We start from the raw sequence: 20,417 nt of genomic DNA, 5'->3' as shown, positions 1-20,417 counted from the left end.
GTGGGAGGCGGGGTGGGGTGCGGGCCCTGGGGTGCCGCACCCCACCCGTCAGCACTCGCGGTCAGCAGAGCTCGGAGCTTGCTGTCAGCCGAACTTGATGGAGGTCGTGTTGTCGGACATGTTGGGGATGTCGCCGAAGTGAGGTTCCCGCTCGCCCGGCGCCAGGGAGAAGCGGGCGCCGGTGAAGTGCACCCCGGTGTAGAAGGTGACCTTGCGCCTGCCCTGGTTGATGGCGGAGCTGATCGTGTCGTTCCAGCCGTCCTTCTTCAGGTTCCACATGTTCTCCGTGAAGGTCGTGTTCCTGTTCCGGTAGTTGGCGTCCTGGAAGACCTTGACCTTGTCGCCCTTGGCCAGGGGCGCCACGACGTCGGTGTGGCCATGGGCGAAGGCCGGCAGCGCGGCGCCGAGTGAGAGTGCAACGGCGGCGGCGCCGGCGGCGGCGATGACGCGGATACGCATGAGGTGCCCTCTTTCGTTAGTCCTTGGACGTGCTGTAGGTGAGCCAGGCGGCGTACCCGGCCCACGTGATGTGCTGCCTGGTCCGCCCACCTGACGACCGGCTACGGGTCAGCCCGTGCCGGGGCGTTCAGCTGCTGGTCCGGCCTGTGCCGTCCTGCTGCCACCATCAGAATGCCGGGACGCCCATGAGGCGTCGTTAGCGGTGATTCCACAGCCCCTTGGCTCTGCATCCACTGGCTCAGGGCGGCCCCAGGGCGTCGCGGGGCAGCGGGACGTCGTCTGGTGGAGGCCGGGGACCTCCCACTCGTCCGCACGCACGACGTCACCGCCCCCCCCGCGACCAGATCCTCGCCCACCTCAAGATCCGGCGCATTCTGATCAAGCTCCGTCCCGATTCCGTCCGCGCCCCCACGGTGGCGGGTCGTGAGCGCGCCGTTCAGCGGCGCTCGCCGGCGGCCGGGTGCCTTGACCCCGAAGGGGAGGCCGTCGAGGATCGCGCCATGATGCGAGCGCGGAGCAATACGGTCGACGGAGTCCTGCGGCGCAGCGCCCGTCGGGTGCCCGGGCGGACCGCGGTGCGGTACGGGGCGCGGGCCTGGACGTACCGGGAGCTCGACGACGCGGTGACCGCCGCGGCCCGGGTGTTGCTGGCGGACGGCCTGGGGCCCGGCGACCGGGTCGCCTCCTACGGGCACAACTCCGATGCGTATCTGATCGGCTTTCTGGCCTGTGCCCGCGCCGGCCTGGTACACGTGCCGGTCAACCACGGCCTCACGGGCGAGGATCTGCATTACATCCTGGAGCAGTCGGGCAGCGCGCTGGTGCTCACCGATCCCGCGCTGGCGGACCGGCTGCCGGACTCCGTACGCCGCATGCCGCTGTACGGGAGCCCCGACGGGCTGCTGGAGCGGCTCGCCGACGGGGTGGCCCAGGACGCCGGCCCGCTGCCCGCGGCCGAGGTGCCCGACGACGCCCTGGTCCAGCTCCTCTACACCTCGGGGACCACCGCCCTGCCCAAGGGCGCGATGATGACGCACCGGGCGCTGGTGCACGAGTACACCAGCGCCGTCGTCGCCCTCGACCTGAAGGAGACGGACCGGCCGCTGCACTCGCTGCCGCTCTACCACTCCGCGCAGATGCATGTGTTCCTGCTGCCGTATCTGGCCGTCGGAGCGGAGAACACGATCCTGGACGGCCCCGATCCGGAGCGGATCTTCGACCTGGTGGAAGCGGGCCTGGCCGACAGCCTGTTCGCGCCGCCGACCGTGTGGATCGCGCTGGCGAACCACCCCGGCTTCACCACCCGTGAGCTGAGCGGACTGCGCAAGGCCTACTACGGTGCCTCGATCATGCCGGTCCCCGTACTGGAGCGGCTGCGCGCCCGGCTGCCCCAACTCGCCTTCTACAACTGCTTCGGACAGAGCGAGATCGGCCCGCTGGCCACCGTCCTCGGCCCGGACGAACACGAGGGCCGGATGGATTCCTGCGGGCGCCCCGTGCTGTTCGTCGAAGCACGGGTGGTCGACGAGGCGGGCCGGGAGGTGCCGGACGGCACCCGTGGCGAGGTCGTCTACCGCTCCCCGCAACTGTGCACCGGCTACTGGGACAAGCCGGAGGAGACCGCGGAGGCGTTCCGGGACGGCTGGTTCCACTCCGGGGACCTCGCCGTCCGCGACCCGGAGGGCTATTTCACGGTGGTCGACCGGGTCAAGGACGTCATCAACTCCGGTGGCGTCCTGGTCGCCTCGCGCCAGGTGGAGGACGTGCTCTACGAGCATCCGCAGGTGGCCGAGGTCGCGGTGATCGGACTGCCGGACGAGCGCTGGATCGAGGCGGTGACCGCGGTGGTGGTACGGCGGCCGCACGGCGCGGACGGCGACGCCGGCGTGGTGGGGGAACAGGAGCTGATCGAGGCGGCCCGCGCTCGCCTCGCGCCGTTCAAGGCGCCCAAACGGGTGATGTTCGTGGACGCGCTGCCGCGCAACGCCAGCGGCAAGGTCCTCAAGCGCGAGCTGCGCGCCCGGTTCGGCGCCCCCTGAGCCGGGCCGGCGCGCGCTGAGCCGGCCCGGCGCGGCGGGCGTGAAGGGCGATTGTCAGTGCCCCCTGCCATGCTGAGAAACGGCGGGAAACAGCCATGAACGTCACCATCCGCGCAACGGAGGACCACCCATGCTGACCACCAACTACGTCCCGGGCACACCGAACTGGCTCGACCTCGGGGCCCCCGACATCGACGCCGCCGTCTCCTTCTACGCCGCCGTGTTCGGCTGGACCTTCCAGTCCGCCGGCCCGGATGCCGGCGGATACGGCTTCTTCCAGCTCGGCGGTAAGACCGTCGGCGCCGTCGGCCCGCTGAGCGAGGAGGGCGCCGACTCCGCCTGGACGGTGTACTTCCAGACCCCTGACGCGGACGCCACGGCCAAGGCGGTCGAACAGGCCGGCGGCGCGGTGCGGGTGGCGCCGATGGACGTCTTCACCGCGGGCCGGCTGGCGGCCTTCACCGACCCGACGGGCGCCGACTTCGCCGTATGGCAGCCCCGGGCCCAGGGCGGCCTCGACACGGTCATGGCACCGAACACGCTGTGCTGGACGGAGCTGTACACCACCGACGCGGCGGCGGCGAAGGACTTCTACCGCACGGTCTTCTCCTGGCAGTCCCAGGACATGCCCATGGGCGGCGGCGCGGTCTACTCCGTCGTCTCCGCACCGGGCGGTGGCAAGGCCGACGACACCGGGCACGGCGGCATCATGCAGCTCCAGCAGGAGAATCTGCAGGCCGGTTCGACCTCGGAGTGGCACCCCTACTTCGCGGTGACCGACTGCGACGCCACCTTCGCCGCGGCCACCGACCACGGCGCCACGGCCATGATCCCGCCCACCGATGCCCCGGGCGTCGGCCGCCTGGCCATGCTCAAGGACCCGGCAGGCGCCCCGTTCGCCCTGCTCAAGGGCGATCCGACGACGACCTGAGCACCGCGGGCCGGGCGCCGCGTGGCAGGCGAAACTTCACGGACACTGCCCAGGACGGGCGGTCCTAGCCCCTGTCCCGGGGCCGGGCGTCCACGATGCGCTTGATCTTGCCGACCGAGCGCTCCAGGGTCTCCGGATCGACGATCTCGACCGCGACCGAGACGCCGATTCCGTCCTTGACGGCGCGGGCGATCAGTCCGGCGGCGGTCGTGCGCTCCTGGGGGGTGGCGTCCGGCCGGGCCTCGGCGCGCACGGTCAGCTGGTCCAGCCGGCCCTCGCGGGTCAGCTTCAGCTGGAAGTGCGGGGCGACGCCCGGTGTCCGCAGCACGACCTCCTCCACCTGCGCGGGGAAGAGATTGACCCCACGCAGAATGATCATGTCGTCGCACCGTCCGGTGACCTTCTCCATCCGGCGGAAGGCCGGGCGCGCGGTGCCGGGCAGCAGCCGCGTCAGATCACGGGTGCGATAGCGGATGACCGGCATCGCTTCCTTGGTGAGCGAGGTGAACACCAGCTCGCCGTGCGCCCCGTCCGGCAGCACCTCGCCGGTGAGCGGGTCGACCACCTCGGGGTAGAAGTGGTCCTCCCAGATGTGCAGCCCGTCCTTGGTCTCCACGCACTCCTGGGCGACCCCGGGCCCCATGACCTCCGACAGGCCGTATATGTCCACGGCGTCGATCGCGAACCGCTCCTCGATCTCGCGGCGCATCTCCTGCGTCCACGGCTCGGCGCCGAAGATGCCCACCCTGAGCGAGGTCGTACGGGGGTCGATGCCCTGCCGCTCGAACTCGTCCAGCAGGGTGAGCATGTACGACGGGGTGACCATGATGATCTCGGGACGGAAGTCCTGGATGATCTGCACCTGCCGGCTGGTCATCCCGCCGGACGCCGGTACGACCGTGCAGCCGAGCCGCTCCGCTCCGTAGTGGGCGCCCAGGCCGCCGGTGAACAGGCCGTATCCGTAGGCGATGTGGACGGTGTGCCCCGGCCGGCCGCCGGCCGCATGCAGGGAGCGGGCGACGACGTCCGCCCAGCGGGAGAGGTCACCTTCGGTGTAGCCGACGACGGTGGGGCGGCCGGTGGTGCCGCTGGAGGCATGGATGCGGCGTACCTCCGCCCTGGGGACGGCGAACATCCCGAAGGGGTACTGGGAGCGCAGATCATCCTTGACGGTGAAGGGGAAGCGGGCGAGGTCGCCGAGCGAGTGGCAGTCCCGCGGATGCAGCCCGGCCCGTTCGAAGGACTCCCGGTAGAAGGGGACGTGGTCATAGGCATGCTGCAACGAGGCGCGCAGGCGGGTCAGTTGCCGCTCGCGCAACGCGTCCTGGGAGAGCCGTTCCGCCTCGTCGAACGTCTCACTGCCCTCAGCCGCTGCCGGCATGGAGTTCACCGCCTCGTATCCCTACCGATCATTCGGTAGCCGCGTGCTGATCCAAGTAATCAGCGCGCGGCGAACGCGTCAAGGGGCGTGGCGTGGTCGGTCCACGGGTAGCGTCCCGCGCATGAGTGACGTCCGGAAGGTGCAGGTCGGTGAGGTCCAGCTGGCGTATCGGGTGTGGGGTGAGGAGGACGCCCCGCCCGCCGTGCTGCTGCACTGCCTCGGGGAGGACGGCGAGGACTGGCGTGGCGTGGTCGGCCGGCTCGCCGGTACCCATCGCGTGTTCGCCCTCGATCAGCGCGGCCACGGCCAGAGCGACTGGCCGGGGGAGTACGGCTTCGCGCGGTGGCGGGACGACGCCATCGGGTTTCTGCGGGCGCTCGGGCTGGAGCGGGTAATCCTCATCGGGCACTCGCTGGGCGCGGTGGCCGCCCTGCTGGTGGCCGCGGACCGGCCCGAGCTGGTGGACCGGCTGGTCCTGGAGGAGGCCGTCCCGCCGCTGCCCGCCGACCCGCCCCAGGAGGTGCCCGAGCAGCCGGAGGGCCCGGAGCCGTTCGACTGGCAGGCCAAGATCGCGGTGGCGGCGGAGCGCAATGCGCCCGATCCCGGGTGGTGGGAGGCGGTGGCGCGGGTGACGGCGCCGACCCTGGTCATCGCCGGCGGGGAGACCGGCCAGGTCCCGCGTGGGCACCTCGCCGAGCTGGTCGAGCGGCTCCCCGATGCCCGTCTCGTGACGGTGGAGGGCGCCGGGCATCTCGTCCACGAGGAGCGCCCCGGGGAATTCCTTGCCGCGGTCAACTCATTCCTCGCGCCGCAGTCTTAGGGGAGGGGCGGGCGGGACGTAGCGGCAGGGACGGTGCGCACCACTCCGCCAGGGAGGGCCCGCACCGTTCCGCCCGGCCCTGCCAGGCGGACGCCGGGCCCGCGCCGACCCGTACCGGCCGTGCTGACCCGTACCGGCTGTGCTGACCCGTACCGGCCGTGCCGACCCGTAGCGGCCGCGCTGACCCGTACCGGCCGTGCCGACCCGTAGCGGCCGTGCCGACCCGTACCGGCCGTGCCGCACGGAAATGCCCCTCGGCGCGACGATTGCCCGGTCTTGCCGGAGTCGCGGTCGTACGCTGACCGGGACTTCCCCCCGGAGACCCGGAGTCCCGGGGATCGCGAGAAAGGCTCATCGTGCAGCTGACCCCCTCGATACGGAGCGCCCTGGCAGCCGGCGCCGCCGTCACCGTCCTGTTCGCCGGAGCCGGGGCGGCCGCCGCGGCTCCGGCCGCCCCGCCGGCATCGACAACCGCCCCGAAGGCCCCGGCGACCGCGCCCGCTGCCGCCGCGCACTCCCCGTACAGCCAGCTCCGGTCGCTCGCCACGTTCTCGGCGGAGCGGCTGGCCACCGCCGATCTGGTGGCCGCGGCGAAATGGGGTACCGGCAGCCCGATCGACGACCCGGCCCGTGAGCAGGAGGTGCTGAAGTCCGTGGCCGAGCAGGCCCGGCAGCTGGGCGCCGATCCCGAGGCGACGACGCGGATCTTCAAGGACCAGATCGAGGCCAACAAGGTCGTACAGCGCGGGCTGTACCGCCAGTGGGACGCGAACCCGGCGCAGGCGCCGACCGAGCGGCCCGACCTCCAAGAGGTGCGCAAGGAGATCAACCGCGTCAACGGCGAGCTGGTGCGGGCCATCGCGGCCTCCCCGCACGCCCGCTCGGCGCCCTCCTGCACCCCGCTGCTGACCACCGCCGCCGCCCGGGTCCGCGCGGAGCGGCAGCTGGACGGACTGCACACGGTGGCGCTGGCCCGTTCGCTCCCGTCGGTCTGCTCCGCGGCCTGAGCCCCGCGGCAGCCCTCGATCCCGGCGGCGGGCGGACCGGCCGGCTCGCTCAGGCCGTCCGTTCGCCCGCCGCCACCGCCTTCGCCCAGCGGTAGTCCGCCTTGCCGCTGGGCGAGCGCCGGATGTGGTCGGTGAAGACGACGGCGCGCGGAATCTTGTAGCCCGCCAGCCGGGACCGGCAGTGGAGCTGTATCCCCGCGAGGTCCAACGGCGCTGCTCCCGGCCGCAGTTGGACGACGGCCGCGACCCGATTGCCCCACCGCTCGTCCGGCACGCCCGCCACCAGCGCGTCGTAGACGTCCGGGTGGGCCTTCAGGGCCTGCTCGACCTCCTCCGGGTAGATCTTCTCGCCGCCCGAGTTGATGCACTGCGAGCCACGGCCGAGCACCGTGACGATGCCCGCCTCGTCGACGGTGGCCATGTCGCCGAGCAGCACCCAGCGCTCACCGTGCGCCTCGAAGAAGGTCTCGGCGGTCTTCTTCGGGTCGTTGTAGTAGCCCAGCGGTACGTGCCCGCGCTGGGCGAGCCGGCCCACCTCGCCGACCGGAACCGGCTCGTTGGTCGCTGGATCCACCACCGCCGTACGGGAGTTGACCTGCAGCCGGAAGCCCTTGTCGGGGCCGGAGTCGGCGGTGGCGGTGCCGTTGAAGCCGGATTCGGAGGAGCCGAAGTTGTTGAGCAGCAGGGCGCCCGGGACCAGCGCGCTGAACTGGGCGCGGACGGTCTCCGAGAGGATCGCCCCGGAGCTGCTGACGCTGAACAGCGAGGAGCAGTCGGTGCCCGCCAACGGTCCGGCGAGCGCATCGACCAGCGGGCGCAGCATGGCGTCGCCGACCAGGGAGACGCTGGTGACCCGCTCCCGCTCGATGGTCCGCAGCACCTCCTCGGGCACGTACTTGCGGTGCAGGACGACCTTCTGGCCGAAGTGGAAGGCGATGAACGCGGTGAGGGTCGAGGTGCCGTGCATCAGCGGGGGCGTGGGGAAGAAGATGATGCCCTCGCCGCCGGCCGCGACCCGCTCGGCCAGTTCCTGCGGCCGCCGCACCGGCTCACCGGTCGGCGCCCCGCCGCCCATCCCGGAGAAGAACAGGTCCTCGTGGCGCCACATGACCCCCTTGGGCATGCCCGTGGTGCCGCCGGTGTAGATGACCAGCCGGTCGTCGGCGGAGCGCGGCCCGAAGCCGCGCGCGGGGGATCCGCCGGCTTCGGCGTCCGCCAGTGCGACGGGGGCGATGGACGGGTGCGCGGCGCCCTCGGGCGGGGTGCCGACCTGGACCAGATGCCGCAGCCGTGGCGCCCGCGGAAGGGCGGCGGCCACCCGCGCGGTGAACTCCGCGTCGAAGACCAGTGCCGTCAGGTCGGCGTCCCGGTAGAGGTAGACCAACTCCTCTTCCACGTAGCGGTAGTTGACGTTGACCGGCACGGCGCGGATCTTCAGACAGGCGTAGAGGGCCTGGAGGTAGGCGACGCCGTTGTAGAGGTGCAGTCCGACGTGCTGACCGGGTCCGATGCCGTGGTCGGCGAGGTGGTGCGCCAGGCGGTTGGCGGCGCGGTCCAGTTCGGCGTAGGTCAGCCGCCGTTCGGCGCCGGAGCCCGGATGGTCGACGTACACCAGCGCCTCGCGGTCCGGCACCGTGTCGACGATCGACTCGAAGAGGTCGGCAAGGTTGAACTCCACGTCTCCTCCAGACCGGGCGGGCGTCGGCTTGGCGGTCATTAGAGCGCCGCCCGGAGGAGCTGGGAAGGTCCGCGGCCAAGAAATCTGACTGTCTGTCAGGAAAGCCTTGAAGTCGCCGTGCGGCTCCTGCACCCTGTTCTGCGTCGTGAGACGGGAGGACACATGGGCGGGACGGAACATCTGACCGTGGCGCGCACCGGCGCGACCCTGGTGCTCACCCTCAACCGGCCGGAGGCGAAGAACGCCCTCTCGCTGCCGATGCTGGTGGGCCTGTACGACGGCTGGGTCGCCGCCGACGAGGACGACGGGATCCGCTCCGTCGTCCTCACCGGCGCCGGCGGCACCTTCTGCGCCGGAATGGACCTCAAGGCCCTGGCGGGCGACGGCATGGCCGGTGAGCAGTACCGCGACCGGCTGCGCGCCGACCCCGATCTGCACTGGAAGGCGATGCTGCGCCACCACCGCCCCCGCAAACCCGTGATCGCCGCCGTAGAGGGCCACTGCGTCGCCGGCGGCACGGAGATCCTCCAGGGCACCGACATCCGTGTCGCCGGCGAGAGCGCCACCTTCGGGCTCTTCGAGGTCCGGCGCGGACTGTTCCCGATCGGCGGCTCCACCGTCCGCCTCGCCCGCCAGATCCCCCGCACCCACGCCCTGGAGATGCTGCTCACCGGCCGGCCCTACCCCGCCCACGAGGCCGCCCGGATCGGCCTGATCGGCCAGGTGGTGCCCGACGGGACCGCGCTGGACAAGGCCCTGGAGATCGCCGAACTCATCAACGGCTGCGGCCCGCTGGCCGTCGAAGCCGTGAAGGCATCCGTCTACGAGACCGCGGAGATGACCGAGGACGACGGACTCCAGGCCGAACTCGCCCGCGGCTGGCCGCTGTTCGACACCGCCGACGCCAAGGAGGGCTCCCGGGCCTTCGCGGAGAAGCGCCCACCCGTCTTCCGGCGCGCCTGACCCAAGGAGAACCGCATGCCACAGGTGCCAGAGGTCCTCACGGCGCCCCTCGTCGTGGAATTCCCCTTCACCCGCTCGCTCGGCCCCGTCCTGAGCGCCTTCCTCACCGGACTGCGCGAGCGCACCGTCCTCGGCGTGCGGGCGAGCGACGGGCGGGTGGTGGTCCCACCGACCGAATACGACCCGGTGACCGCCGAGGAGATCCGTGAGCTGGTCGAGGTCGGCAGCAGCGGCACCGTCACCACCTGGGCCTGGAACCCCGCCCCGCGCCGTGGCCAGCCGCTGACCACCCCCTTCGCCTGGGTCCTGGTCCGGCTCGACGGCGCCGACACCGCACTCCTGCACGCCCTGGACGCCGCCGGCCCCGACGCCGTACGCACCGGGATGCGGGTCCGCGTCCGGTGGGCCGCCGAGCGCACCGGTGCGATCACCGACATCGCCTGCTTCGAACCGGACGACGGCCCCGCCGGCGACGGCCGGCCGGCCGGGCACCGCGGGGAGTTCGCGGACCCCGTCACCACCCTCACCGCCCCCGCCCGGCTCGACTACACCTACGCGCCCGGCCGCGCCCAGTCCCGCTACCTCCAGGCGCTCGCCGGCCACCGGACCGTCGGCGAACGCTGCCCCTCCTGCCACAAGGTCTACGTCCCGCCCCGCGGCGCCTGCCCCACCTGCGGCCTCGCCACCGGCACCCAGGTCGAGGTCGGCCCCCGCGGCACCGTCACCACCTTCTGCATCGTCAACATCAAGGCCAAGAACCTGGACATCGAGGTCCCCTACGTCTACGCCCACATCGCCCTGGACGGCGCCGACCTGGCCCTGCACGCCCGCATCGGTGGCATCCCGTACGACCAGGTCCGCATGGGCCTGCGGGTGGAACCCGTATGGACCGAGGGCGGCCGCTTCCCCGACCACTACCGCCCCACCGGCGAACCCGATGCCGACTACGACAGCTACAAGGAGCTGATCTGATGCGCGAGGTCGCCGTCGTCGCCTTCGGGCAGAGCGTGCACGTCCGCGACAGCGCGGAGACCTCCGAGGTCGAGATGCTGATGCCGGTGCTCCACGACGTCCTGGCACAGACCGGCCTGGCGGCCCGGGACATCGACTTCACCTGCTCCGGCTCCTGTGACTACCTCGCCGGCCGCGCCTTCTCCTTCACCATGGCCCTGGACGGCGTCGGCGCCTGGCCGCCGGTCTCCGAGTCCCATGTCGAGATGGACGGCGCCTGGGCGCTGTACGAGGCCTGGGTGAAGATCCTCACCGGCGAGGCGGACACCGCGCTGGTCTACGCGTACGGCAAGTCCTCGCCCGGCGATCTCCGCGAGGTCCTCACCCGCCAGCTCGACCCCTATTACGTCGCCCCCCTGTGGCCCGACTCCGTCGCGCTCGCCGCCCTCCAGGCCCAGGCGCTGATCGACGCCGGGCTGACCGACGAGCGGGCGCTCGCCGGTATCGCCGCGCGCAGTCGTACGGCCGCCGAGTCCAACCCCCACGCCCAGCTGCGCGGCGCCGTACCCGCCGGCGAGCACCTCGTCGCCCCGCTGCGGACCGGCGACTGCCCGCCCATCGGCGACGGCGCCGCCGCAGTCGTCCTCGCCGCCGGCGACACCGCCCGCCGGCTGACCGCCCGCCCCGCCTGGATCCGCGGCCTCGACCACCGCATCGAGGCGCACAGCCTGGGGGTGCGCGACCTCACCGACTCCCCGTCCACCCGGCTCGCCGCCGAGCGCGCCGGTGCCTTCGAACTTCCCGTCGACACCGCCGAGTTGCACGCCCCCTTCACCTCCCAGGAAGTCGTGCTGCGCCGCGCCCTGGGCCTCGAGGCGGCGGACGGCAGGGTCCGGATCAACCCCTCGGGCGGCGCGCTGGCCGCCAACCCCGTCATGGCCACCGGTCTGATCCGGATCGGCGAGGCCGCCGCCCGTATCCACCGGGGCGCATCCGACCGCGCCCTCGCGCACGCCACCTCGGGGCCGTGCCTGCAGCAGAATCTGGTCGCCGTCCTGGAGGGTGAGTGATGAGCAAGGAGCCCGTGGCCGTCACCGGCATCGGCCAGACCGCACATGTCGCCGCCCGGCGCGACGTCTCCCTCGCCGGCCTCGTCCGGGAAGCGGCCCGACGCGCCCTGGACGACGCCGAGTTGACCTGGGCGGACATCGACGCCGTGGTGATCGGCAAGGCCCCCGACTTCTTCGAGGGCGTCATGATGCCCGAGCTGTACCTGGCCGAAGCCCTGGGTGCCGTCGGCAAACCGATGCTGCGGGTGCACACCGCCGGCTCGGTCGGCGGCTCCACCGCCCTGGTCGCCGCCAACCTCGTCGCGGCCCGGGTCCACCGCACCGTCCTCACCCTCGCCTTCGAGAAGCAGTCCGAGTCCAACGCCATGTGGGGACTGTCCCTTCCCATCCCCTTCCAGCAGCCCCTGCTGGCCGGCGCCGGCGGCTTCTTCGCCCCGCACGTCCGCGCGTACATGCGGCGCACCGGTGCCCCGGACACCATCGGCTCCCTCGTCGCCTACAAGGACCGCCGCAACGCCCTCAAGAACCCCTACGCCCACCTCCACGAGGAGGACATCACCCTGGAGAAGGTCCAGGCCTCGCCGATGCTCTGGGACCCGATCCGCTACTCCGAGACCTGCCCGTCCTCCGACGGCGCCTGCGCCATGATCCTCACCGACCGGGCCGGAGCCGCCCGGGCACCGCACCCGGCGGCCTGGGTGCACGGCGGGGCGATGCGCAGCGAACCGACCCTCTTCGCCGGCAAGGACTTCGTCTCGCCCCAGGCCGGCAAGGACTGTGCCGCCGACGTCTACCGGCAGGCCGGCATCACCGACCCGCGCCGGCAGCTCGACGCCGTGGAGATGTACGTCCCCTTCAGCTGGTACGAGCCGATGTGGCTGGAGAACCTGGGCTTCGCCGAGGAGGGCGAGGGCTGGAAACTCACCGAGTCCGGCGTCACCGAACTCGACGGCGATCTCCCCGTCAACCCCTCCGGCGGGGTGCTCTCCACCAACCCGATCGGCGCCTCCGGGATGCTCCGCTTCGCCGAGGCCGCCCTCCAGGTACGCGGCCGGGCCGGCGCCCACCAAGTCGACGGCGCCCGGCGGGCGTTGGGCCATGCCTACGGCGGCGGCTCCCAGTTCTTCGCGATGTGGCTGGTCGGCGCCGAGGCCCCGGCCACCTGACACCCCCGGGCAGGCGCGCACCGGACCGGTGCGCCCCTCCCCGGACCACCACCCCACCGCCGCGCCACGTCCCCTGTCCGTACCCGGACGCACTGGCTAGGCTGACCGCGGACGACGAACCGGGAGGAGCGGGAATCGTGGCCGACAGCATCACCGAGCAGCGGCTCGCGGGCGGGCCCAGGCCCGACCTCGACCTTGCGCAGGCCGAGTGGCAGTCGAGCGCCCAGGGCGTGGGCGACGTACAGATCGCCTTCGTCGAGGGCTATATCGCGATGCGCAACCGCCGCAGTCCGGAGATCCCGGCACTGATCTTCACCCCCGCCGAGTGGCGCGCCTTCGTCGTCGACGCCCGCGAGGGCGCATTCGATCTGACCTGATCCGGCTTGACCTGACCCTGGTCCGACCTGGCCCGGCGCTGTCGTGAAGCGTGCCCTGCTCCCTCGTGACGCTGCTCAAGCGGGACTGCTGGCAGCCCTGCTCAAGCGGGACCGCCGGCAGCCCGCATCAGGGCGCAGCGCAGTCGATCGAATCGAGAAGTCCGACCTCTTCCTCTGCCAGATCGAGGGCGCCTGCCGCCAGGTTGTCGAGGAGGTGGTCCGGGTTGCCCGTTCCCGGGATGGCCAGGACGTGCGTGCCCTGCCGCAGGGTCCAGGCCAGGCGGCCCGGACGCGTCCCGTGCGGGGCCGACCTTGGTGGCGATGACCAGGTCGTCCGGGTACGGGGCCAGCGCCGAGTTGATCAGCTCGTTGGCGGAGCGCAGCCGGGAGAAGTAGAACGCCGCGGTATCGAGGTGATTGACGCCGAGGTCGACCGCCCGGCGCAGTACATCGATCGACTGGCCGCGGTCCCGCGGGGTCCCCTGGTGGAAGGCGGCGCTGCCGGTCAGGCGCATGGCGCCGAAACCGATCCGGTTGACCGTGCGGTCTCCGAGCACCCAGGTACCTGCGGTCCCCGCACAGACCGTCTCGCACGTCATCTCCACCATCAGCTCCTCATCTCCACCATCAGCCTTTACGAAACAGCCCTCGCCCTTTTGCCGGTTGGGGGCGCGGCGGACGTCGAGTATGCCCAGGTGAGAGCGGTGACGAGAAGGCATCTGAGGGCGGAGGAATGTCACGGCGAAACCGGGAATCCGTGCACGGCTCACCACGTTCCTACTGGTGACGCATTTCCGTACCGCCACGGTCCCGGGACTGGGACCATGGAGCCCGCATCTTCTGACACGTGCAGCGGGGGAGGACGGCAATGACTGCAGGAACGTCAGCGGCCGCGGAGCCGGATGACGAGGGGCGCGATCCGGAACCACGTGAGCTGAATGATGCCGACGGTGGGGCAGGCGAATTGGGCAACGCCGCAGCAGGACCTCCCTCAGCAGCACATGATCATGAGGAACCGTCACCGGATCCGGACGGGGCTGACGGGGTTGCCACGAACACTCTCACACCGCCCCGGGACGAGGAGGAATCGTCCCCCCAACCCACCCTGGGCCGGCGCTTTCGGCGGTGGCTGGGCACGGTGCCGGGGCTGGCCGCATCCACGGTGGTCACGACGGCTTGCGCGGCAGCCACGACCGCTGCCTTCACCGGCGGGGTCCATCTGTGGTCGGCGCCGGCGTCGGTCTCCACCACCGTGGAGACCGACCCCTTGCGCATCGACGCCGAAAGGAATCTCGTACAGCTCATTCCCGCCGACCGATTCGATCGCACGAGACCCGACAAAGGGTGCGCCGGATTCTGGGACTGGGCGCGGAAACGGGGCGCGGTGGACGACGGCAGCACGATGCTGCAACTCACCGTGACCAACAGCGGGTCCAATGCGGCACTGATCACCGGAATGCGGGCCGAGGTGCTCTCCCGGAGCCCGGTTTCTCACATGGTCGAGGCCACGTGTCCGACCCAGGGCGAAGCCCAGGTGTACGCCGTGGACCTGAATCTCGACGAACCGCAGCCGGTCGGCGTCTATCAAAAAAAGGGTAAGCATCATCCGCTGGACTTCACCGTCGCGGCAGGGGAGTTGGAAACCTTTCTGGTGACGGCCGACATCACGCACGGCGCATCGAGGTGGAAACTCGCTGTCGATGTGGTGGAGGACGGTCACAAGCGGACTCTCGTGGTGGACAACGACGGCAAACCCTTCGCTACCGCGGCACGCCCCAAGGGAATTGAGTCCTGGACGCTGGATCCGCACGCCAACGGAGACTGGCACGCAGCGGGGCAGGTGGAAGGCGCCTCGGGCCGTCCGCAGGGCCGTACCTCGTGAACCGCCCATTGCGTTCCGCACCGGCGCCCGGTCCCGGGCCGCAGGCCCGCAAGCGGACGCTGAGCAGGCCGGCAATCATTGCCGTGCTGGCTCTGGCGGCGACGATCGGCACCCTCCTCGCCCTGGTGGTCTTCCCCGCCGAACCCGGCACGGGCCCCGGCGGTACGGGAGATCCGGGAAAGGCCTCTACGCACGTCATCGCTCCCCATCCCGCGCCGCTCCGCACGGTCGTAGCGGGACAGCCCGTCACACGGGTGGCCGCGGGCCTCCACTCGCTGGCCTACGGCACCAGATCCGGCGGGGTCTACATCGAATCGAGCCGCACGGGATTACGGCGGATTGCCGTGCTCACCCGGCCCGTGGAAGTGCTGTCCTTCGATTCCACCGGCCGCTGGCTTGCCGCTGCCGACACCGATATGCAGCTCGCCGTGGCAGACACCCGCAACCCCAAGGCTCCGGTCATCAGACACCGTTTGCAGGTGGCGTCCCGCTATTACAGCGCTCTGCCTCCGAGGATGCTCGCCATCGATACCAGCGGTAGCCACGTCGCCGTGCAGACTGACTTGATCGGCGTTTACAGTCTGCGGGACCACCGACCCCCGCGCTGGCTGGACTTCAGCAATCCCTGCGACTCCCCGGACGACCTCGCCTTTGTCAAAGGTGATCTCATCTCGGCAACTCAGGGTTGCGTCAACGTGTGGAATTCCGCCACTCTGCGACTGTATCGGCGGGCTTACCCGCCCACCACCGGCAGAGCGCGCATCGGTCACGATCGCATCCTGTACGGCACCTTCAGCCACGTCTTTCTGCTGAACTACCGCGCGACCGACCCGCTGCCCCACCCGCCCGTCCCGGGCCCCGAAAACCCCGAGCCCGCACTGGGCCGTGTCATCGCCGACAAGACCATCAGCACTCGGCGAAGTCCGGTACAGCCGCTCGCTGACGACGGCCGGATCGCTGCCGCCGCACAGGATTTCCGCCTGACATTCTGGGATACCGCTTCCCACCGGATCCTGAGCCACACACCCCTGCCCGTCCCGCCGTCGTGCGCAGAGGACAAAAAGCTGGCCACCGCGCAGTTCTATTCCTCCCTCTCCCCGGACAACAAGACCTTGACGGTCACCGCCGTTTGCGGCCCAGCACGCACTGGACTGGCCTCTGAAGAAGAACAACGCCGCACCACCTACCACCACTGGGAAATCGCCTATCCGAACCCGTAATCGGCTCGGGAGCGGAGGGCGGCCCATCCGCTGCCACTGCCCGGCCGGCTCGAACCCACCCGCGCGGTCGAGCCCGTCAGGTCAGGTGAGGACCACACATCCCTGCTCCCGTAGTGCCAGAACCGGTTCCGCCGTGTCCTCCACCGCGTTCCAGCGCAGATCCAGTTTCTCCAGCGCCGGGAGCCGCGCCACCCAGGGCGGCAGCGCCTCGATCCGGTTGCCGCGCAGGTCGATCCGGCGCAGCAACGGCAGCCCGCGCAGCGCTTCGGGGACGGCTGGCAGCGCATTGTCCCGAAGCTCCAGCACCCGCAGTTCGCGCAGCCCCGCGAGGCTCGCGGGCAGCGCCGTCAGGGCATTGCCGCCCAGCCACAGCTCCCTCAGACGATCGAGTCGCCCCACGGAGTCAGGCAGGTGGGTCAACTCTGCACGTTGCGCCCGCAGTTCGACCAGACAGGCCATCGTGCCGAGCGCGGCGGGCAGTCGGCCGAGCGGATTCTCGCCGACATTGAGATAGCCGAGCCGGTCAAGCCCGCCGAGGGCCTCGGGCAGTACGGTCAGCCGGTTGTCGTGCAGGTACAGGAAACGGGTCAGCCCGGCGAGTTCGCCGATCTCGTCGGGCACCTTCGTCAGGAGGTTGTGGCCGAGGTCCAGGGTGTGCAGCGCACGCAGCCGGCCGAGCGCCGGCGGGATCCCGGTCAGGGCGTTGTCGGCGAGGATCAGCACCTCCCAGTCCTGCCGCCGCCAGACCTCGGACGGCACCGAACGCAGTCCTGCCTTCCAGAAGTTGAGCACGCGGGACGCGGCGGGCCCGGGATGCGGCATGGGATGTCCTTACGGAACGTGGTGGCAGATCTCCGCTACGGCCGGCCGAACCGCTCGGGCAGGAGCCCTCCGGGCCCGACCGGCGGCAGAGAGGGGCGGATGGTGCGGCGCGCGGCCGGTCAGCCGGCCCGCGAAGCCGTCGAGCGGCCCGCCGGCGTCACCGTCGGCGCGGTATCGGCACCGTACCCCCGTCCTCTCGCCCACGCGCCCGACACCCCGCGACGCCGCAAGCCCCCGCGCCGCCCCATAGGCTGGTGGTATGAGCGGCGAACGTGATCTGAGGGCCCTGCTGAGCGGAATGCGTCCCGAGCTCAACGCGGGCCGCTATGTCTTCACCAGCGTGGCCGGCGCGGTCCCCGAGGGGCTGACGCCGGTGGTCACCGTGAGCGAGCCCGAGGGCCGCACCCTGGTCGTCCACCAGGAAGAGGCCGATCGGGCGGGCCTGGCCTACGACTATGTCGCCGCCTGGATCACCCTGCGGGTGCACTCCGCACTGGACGCCGTCGGGCTCACCGCCGCCGTCGCCACCGCACTCGCCCAGGCCGGTGTCAGCTGCAATGTCGTCGCCGGTTTCCACCACGATCACCTCTTTGTGCCGCATGCCGCGGCCGACGAGGCACTGCGTCGGCTCCGCGCACTGGCCGACCAGGCCTGACCAGCGGCAGCACGCCGGCCGGCGGCGTCGTACACGGGGCGTCGCCCACCCCCGACGTCGGCGCGGCGCGCCCGCCCGGGCCACGTACGATGGCGGCATGTCCTTCCTCCGCCGCCGCAGCGCAGCCACGCCCGCCGGGCCTGACTTCGACGTCCTCGCCATGGACCCCGGGGACTGGCCGGGCAATCTCGGAGCCGGGCTGCTGCCCGCGCCCGACGGCACCTGCCAGGGCGTCTTCCTCCGCTACGACCTGTTCGGCGGCCGCGGCCCCGCGATGATCATCGGCAATTTGCCGGAGGGCTCCCCGGCCCGCGAGCTGGCGGACGACCAGGTGCCCTTCGAGGTGGCTCAGCTGCTGGCGGCGCTCGGCAACGACGAGCCGGTGACGGTCGTCGAGAGCGAGGACACCCCCGTGATGCACGAGGACAACCTGCTGATCGTCAAGCGCATCAAGTGCTCCGAGAGCCGGATCTCCTGCGCCCAGTTCGACCGCAGCGACGGTGTGCTGGTCACCATCGCCAGCTGGGACCGGCCGATCACCGACGACCTGTACGCCCTGCTCAAGCCGCTGCCGGCGGAGCTCTTCCAGCAGGGCTGACCTCCCGGCGCAGCAGCGGAGCGGACACGATCGCGCCCGGTGGACGGATTCCGTCCACCGGGCGCGAGGCGTTCACCCGACCGGTGCCCGGCCTGATCCGAACGCCCTAGGACCCCGAACGCCGCACCTCGACATCCGCCGCCCGCACATAGCCGACCCGGTGCCCGAGCTGGATCTCGTAGTAGACGTCCTCGCCGCGCACGATCGCGTGCTTGGACACGTCGAAGGTCGGGGCGTAGAAGTAGTCGCCCCTCATCCGGCCCCCGACGGCGTACTCCTGGCCGGCGGCGAGCTTGTACGGCAGCGGGGAGACCGACTGGTACGGCACCCCGGCCGGATAGGCCTCCTTCTCCGGGTACGCGCGGCCGTAGACCGGGATCTCCGAGCGGCCGTCCTTCGGCGTCGCGATCAGCCCCTTGGCGTTCACCGCCACCCGGTGGCCGTGCGGATTGCGGAACCACGCCCGCTGCCCGAGGTACCAGATCGCCGTCCAGTCGCCGTCCCGGTCCGCCACCGCGAACTGCTGGCCCGTCGTGGCGCGGGCACCGGTGTCGTTCACCCCGGTCGTCGAGTCACTCCCGTCCGGATGCAGCCCGACGTCCCTGACCAGGGGCGCGCTCTCGCTCGGCGCGGTGTACAGCCGGACCGCCGTGGAGCCGTGCGGCGCACAGGTGTCTCCGGGCTTCGCGCAACCGGTGTACACGGGCTGGTTCCGGTCGTAGTCGGGGCGGATGGTGACCAGCCCGCCCCGCGCGCCCGCGGTGGCCCGGAACGGCTTGCCCAGCAGGGTGAAGTAGTGCGCCCAGTCCCAGTACGGCCCGGGGTCGGTGTGCATGCCCGGGATCGTGGCCGGGGTCGTGCCGGGCACGTTGTCGTGGCCCAGGATGTGCTGACGGTCGAGCGGTACGTCGTACTTGCGGCTCAGATACTTCACCAGACGGGCCGACGCGCGGTACATCGCCTCCGTGTACCAGGCCTCCGGTGCGGCGAGGAAGCCCTCGTGCTCGATGCCGATGGAGTGCGAGTTGATGTACCAGTTGCCCGCGTGCCAGGCGACGTCCTTGGTCGGCACATGCTGGGCGATCAGCCCGTCCGAGGAGCGGATCGTGTAGTTCCAGGACACATAGGTGGGGTCTTTGATCAACTTCAGCGTGGTCTCCCACGACCCCTCGGTGTCATGGATGACGATGGCGCGCACCCGCTGGTCCTCGGGGCGGTCCGCCTTGTCGTGGTTGCCGTAGTCACCGTCGCCGAACTCCTCGTACGGCGCCGGCACCGACTCGCAGGCGACGGTCCACGGGCACTCCAGCTTGCGGGCGGCGCCCCGGTCGGACGGTGTGCCGAGTCGTTTCTGCTGCGCGGCATCGGGAGCCAGCCGCGGCGACGCGGCCAGCGTGACCCGCTGCCCCGCGTCGGTGGTGCGCGACTGGCCGTGGCGCATCACCTCGTACACCTCGTCCGCGAAGGCCCGGCCGGCGCGGGCATCGTCCTGGCCGCCGTAGCGCGTCACGGCGGTGTACCACCGGGCCGGGTCACCGGACGCGGAGCGCCCCAGCCTGTGCTGCTCCGCGGCGAGCAGCGCCGCCCCGCCGAGCACGTTCGCCGCGGGGTCGGTCCGCAGCTTCCCGGCCGGCAGCCCGGTCAGCTCGGCGGCCGTCGCCAAGGTACGCAGCCGGGCGGGGAGTTCGGCGGGCAGCGCGGCCCGCTTCGCCGGGGCGGCCGGCTTCCTGCGCGGCCGGGCGTCGTCACCGCGGGCGTCCTGGTCGCCCGTGCTGAACTCCGGCGTCCGGGCCAGGGCCGTGCGGGCGTCGGTCAGATGCATCGGGCCGTAGCCCCCGGAGACGCTGGGCGCGCCGCCGTGGCCGTCCCAGCGGGACTCCAGGTAGGAGACGCCGAGCAGCACACTGCGCGGCACATGGAACCGGGCGGCGGCATCCGTGAACGCCTGCTGGAGCCCGTCCGTCCGGGGCTGCCCGGCAGTGGCGGACGGCGTTCCGGAGAGCGGCAGCAGCAGGACCGCCGCCGCGACGGCGGTGACGGACCTGCGCAGGGCGGGACGGTGGAATCTCTTCTCGTCTTCCGGGGCGGATCCTCGCAAAGCAACCTCCTGAGCCGGCCCGAGCCGGGGCGGTGTGACGGTGGGTGCGCAAACGGCCGCACGGGCGGGACCCGAGACTAGAGCCCCCTGTCGACCCAGAGCTATATCTGTGCCGACGGTCCGTCAATCACCCTGCCGAATCGGGATGTCGCATGTCAGGGCATCTCACGAGGAGTCTTCCCGAGCCGGTGCCGGGGCCTGCGGGACGTCAGTGGAATGGATCAATGACCGGGTGCGGGCGGGAGGGACCGCGGCACCGGCGCCCCGGAGGAGGAGGGGAAGGGGCGGCGGCCGCACCGG

18 protein-coding genes and 1 pseudogene are annotated in these 20,417 nt (G+C 71.6%); 13 read left to right on the top strand and 6 right to left on the bottom strand.

The window, feature by feature from the left end; all coding sequences use genetic code 11:
• Positions 1-84 precede the first annotated feature (84 nt).
• Positions 85-459, bottom strand: a complete 375-nt coding sequence (locus tag EST92_RS23030; RefSeq protein ID WP_129282736.1) for a peptidase inhibitor family I36 protein — start codon at positions 457-459, stop codon at positions 85-87.
• 500 nt (positions 460-959) lie between these two features.
• On the opposite strand from EST92_RS23030, the gene EST92_RS23025 reads away from it, so the two are divergent.
• Together EST92_RS23025 and EST92_RS23020 are read left to right on the top strand one after the other, a co-directional pair.
• Complete coding sequence (locus EST92_RS23025; protein WP_129282735.1) at positions 960-2,498, top strand: acyl-CoA synthetase; 1,539 nt, start codon at positions 960-962, stop codon at positions 2,496-2,498.
• A 130-nt stretch (positions 2,499-2,628) separates the two neighbouring features.
• Positions 2,629-3,429 carry a VOC family protein gene (locus EST92_RS23020; protein ID WP_129282734.1) on the top strand — a complete coding sequence of 267 codons (801 nt, stop codon included), beginning with the start codon at positions 2,629-2,631 and terminating at the stop codon, positions 3,427-3,429.
• A 64-nt stretch (positions 3,430-3,493) separates the two neighbouring features.
• Here EST92_RS23020 and paaK read toward each other — a convergent pair whose 3' ends face one another.
• Positions 3,494-4,810, bottom strand: coding sequence for a phenylacetate--CoA ligase PaaK (gene paaK / locus EST92_RS23015; RefSeq protein ID WP_129282733.1), 1,317 nt, complete (start codon positions 4,808-4,810; stop codon positions 3,494-3,496).
• Positions 4,811-4,931: 121 nt separating this feature from the next.
• Here paaK and EST92_RS23010 point away from each other — a divergent pair, with 121 nt between their 5' ends.
• Positions 4,932-5,630 (top strand): alpha/beta hydrolase, encoded by a 699-nt coding sequence (locus EST92_RS23010; protein ID WP_129282732.1) that lies wholly within the window; start codon positions 4,932-4,934, stop codon positions 5,628-5,630.
• 356 nt (positions 5,631-5,986) lie between these two features.
• A complete protein-coding gene (locus EST92_RS23005; RefSeq protein ID WP_129282731.1) occupies positions 5,987-6,637 on the top strand; it encodes a chorismate mutase in 651 nt (216 codons plus the stop codon).
• A gap of 49 nt (positions 6,638-6,686) precedes the next feature.
• On the opposite strand, the gene EST92_RS23000 is transcribed toward EST92_RS23005, so the two are convergent.
• Complete coding sequence (locus EST92_RS23000) at positions 6,687-8,315, bottom strand: acyl-CoA synthetase (protein ID WP_129282730.1); 1,629 nt, start codon at positions 8,313-8,315, stop codon at positions 6,687-6,689.
• Positions 8,316-8,477: 162 nt separating this feature from the next.
• Between EST92_RS23000 and EST92_RS22995 the strand changes: the two genes are divergently transcribed.
• The 5 genes from EST92_RS22995 to EST92_RS22975 all read left to right on the top strand — a co-directional run bounded on the left by EST92_RS22995 (position 8,478) and on the right by EST92_RS22975 (position 12,842).
• Positions 8,478-9,278 carry a crotonase/enoyl-CoA hydratase family protein gene (locus tag EST92_RS22995; protein WP_129282729.1) on the top strand — a complete coding sequence of 267 codons (801 nt, stop codon included), beginning with the start codon at positions 8,478-8,480 and terminating at the stop codon, positions 9,276-9,278.
• A gap of 24 nt (positions 9,279-9,302) precedes the next feature.
• Positions 9,303-10,250 carry an OB-fold nucleic acid binding domain-containing protein gene (locus tag EST92_RS22990; protein WP_129282737.1) on the top strand — a complete coding sequence of 316 codons (948 nt, stop codon included), beginning with the start codon at positions 9,303-9,305 and terminating at the stop codon, positions 10,248-10,250.
• On the top strand, positions 10,250-11,299 hold the full coding sequence (locus EST92_RS22985) for a thiolase domain-containing protein (RefSeq protein ID WP_129282728.1): 1,050 nt from the start codon (positions 10,250-10,252) through the stop codon (positions 11,297-11,299). Before EST92_RS22990 ends, EST92_RS22985 begins: the two co-directional genes overlap by 1 nt.
• The gene (locus tag EST92_RS22980) at positions 11,299-12,465 is read left to right on the top strand and encodes a thiolase domain-containing protein (RefSeq protein ID WP_129282727.1); all 1,167 of its coding nucleotides are present in this window, start codon (positions 11,299-11,301) and stop codon (positions 12,463-12,465) included. Before EST92_RS22985 ends, EST92_RS22980 begins: the two co-directional genes overlap by 1 nt.
• Positions 12,466-12,602: 137 nt before the next feature.
• Positions 12,603-12,842 carry a DUF397 domain-containing protein gene (locus EST92_RS22975; protein ID WP_129282726.1) on the top strand — a complete coding sequence of 80 codons (240 nt, stop codon included), beginning with the start codon at positions 12,603-12,605 and terminating at the stop codon, positions 12,840-12,842.
• A gap of 284 nt (positions 12,843-13,126) precedes the next feature.
• Here EST92_RS22975 and EST92_RS22970 read toward each other — a convergent pair.
• Positions 13,127-13,450 (bottom strand): annotated as a pseudogene (locus tag EST92_RS22970) (aldo/keto reductase); the annotation flags it as partial.
• 260 nt (positions 13,451-13,710) lie between these two features.
• On the opposite strand from EST92_RS22970, the gene EST92_RS22965 reads away from it, so the two are divergent.
• Together EST92_RS22965 and EST92_RS22960 are read left to right on the top strand one after the other, a co-directional pair.
• Positions 13,711-14,724, top strand: coding sequence for a hypothetical protein (locus EST92_RS22965; protein ID WP_129282725.1), 1,014 nt, complete (start codon positions 13,711-13,713; stop codon positions 14,722-14,724).
• Positions 14,725-14,807: 83 nt separating this feature from the next.
• Positions 14,808-15,944 (top strand): hypothetical protein, encoded by a 1,137-nt coding sequence (locus tag EST92_RS22960; protein WP_129282724.1) that lies wholly within the window; start codon positions 14,808-14,810, stop codon positions 15,942-15,944.
• An 81-nt stretch (positions 15,945-16,025) separates the two neighbouring features.
• Here EST92_RS22960 and EST92_RS22955 read toward each other — a convergent pair whose 3' ends face one another.
• On the bottom strand, positions 16,026-16,766 hold the full coding sequence (locus EST92_RS22955) for a leucine-rich repeat domain-containing protein (RefSeq protein WP_129282723.1): 741 nt from the start codon (positions 16,764-16,766) through the stop codon (positions 16,026-16,028).
• 259 nt (positions 16,767-17,025) lie between these two features.
• Here EST92_RS22955 and EST92_RS22950 point away from each other — a divergent pair, with 259 nt between their 5' ends.
• Positions 17,026-17,421, top strand: a complete 396-nt coding sequence (locus EST92_RS22950) for an ACT domain-containing protein (protein WP_129282722.1) — start codon at positions 17,026-17,028, stop codon at positions 17,419-17,421.
• Between the two features lie 97 nt (positions 17,422-17,518).
• Positions 17,519-18,019 carry a hypothetical protein gene (locus EST92_RS22945; RefSeq protein WP_129246861.1) on the top strand — a complete coding sequence of 167 codons (501 nt, stop codon included), beginning with the start codon at positions 17,519-17,521 and terminating at the stop codon, positions 18,017-18,019.
• A 106-nt stretch (positions 18,020-18,125) separates the two neighbouring features.
• Here EST92_RS22945 and EST92_RS22940 read toward each other — a convergent pair whose 3' ends face one another.
• Positions 18,126-20,117, bottom strand: a complete 1,992-nt coding sequence (locus tag EST92_RS22940) for an N-acetylmuramoyl-L-alanine amidase (RefSeq protein ID WP_129282721.1) — start codon at positions 20,115-20,117, stop codon at positions 18,126-18,128.
• Positions 20,118-20,417 lie beyond the last annotated feature (300 nt).

Origin of the sequence: Streptomyces sp. TM32 (assembly GCF_004122755.1) — a bacterium.
GTDB classification, from domain to species: domain Bacteria; phylum Actinomycetota; class Actinomycetes; order Streptomycetales; family Streptomycetaceae; genus Streptomyces; species Streptomyces sioyaensis.
The sequence above is the reverse complement of the archived record's forward strand: the minus strand, read 5'-3'. Positions and strand labels throughout refer to the sequence as shown.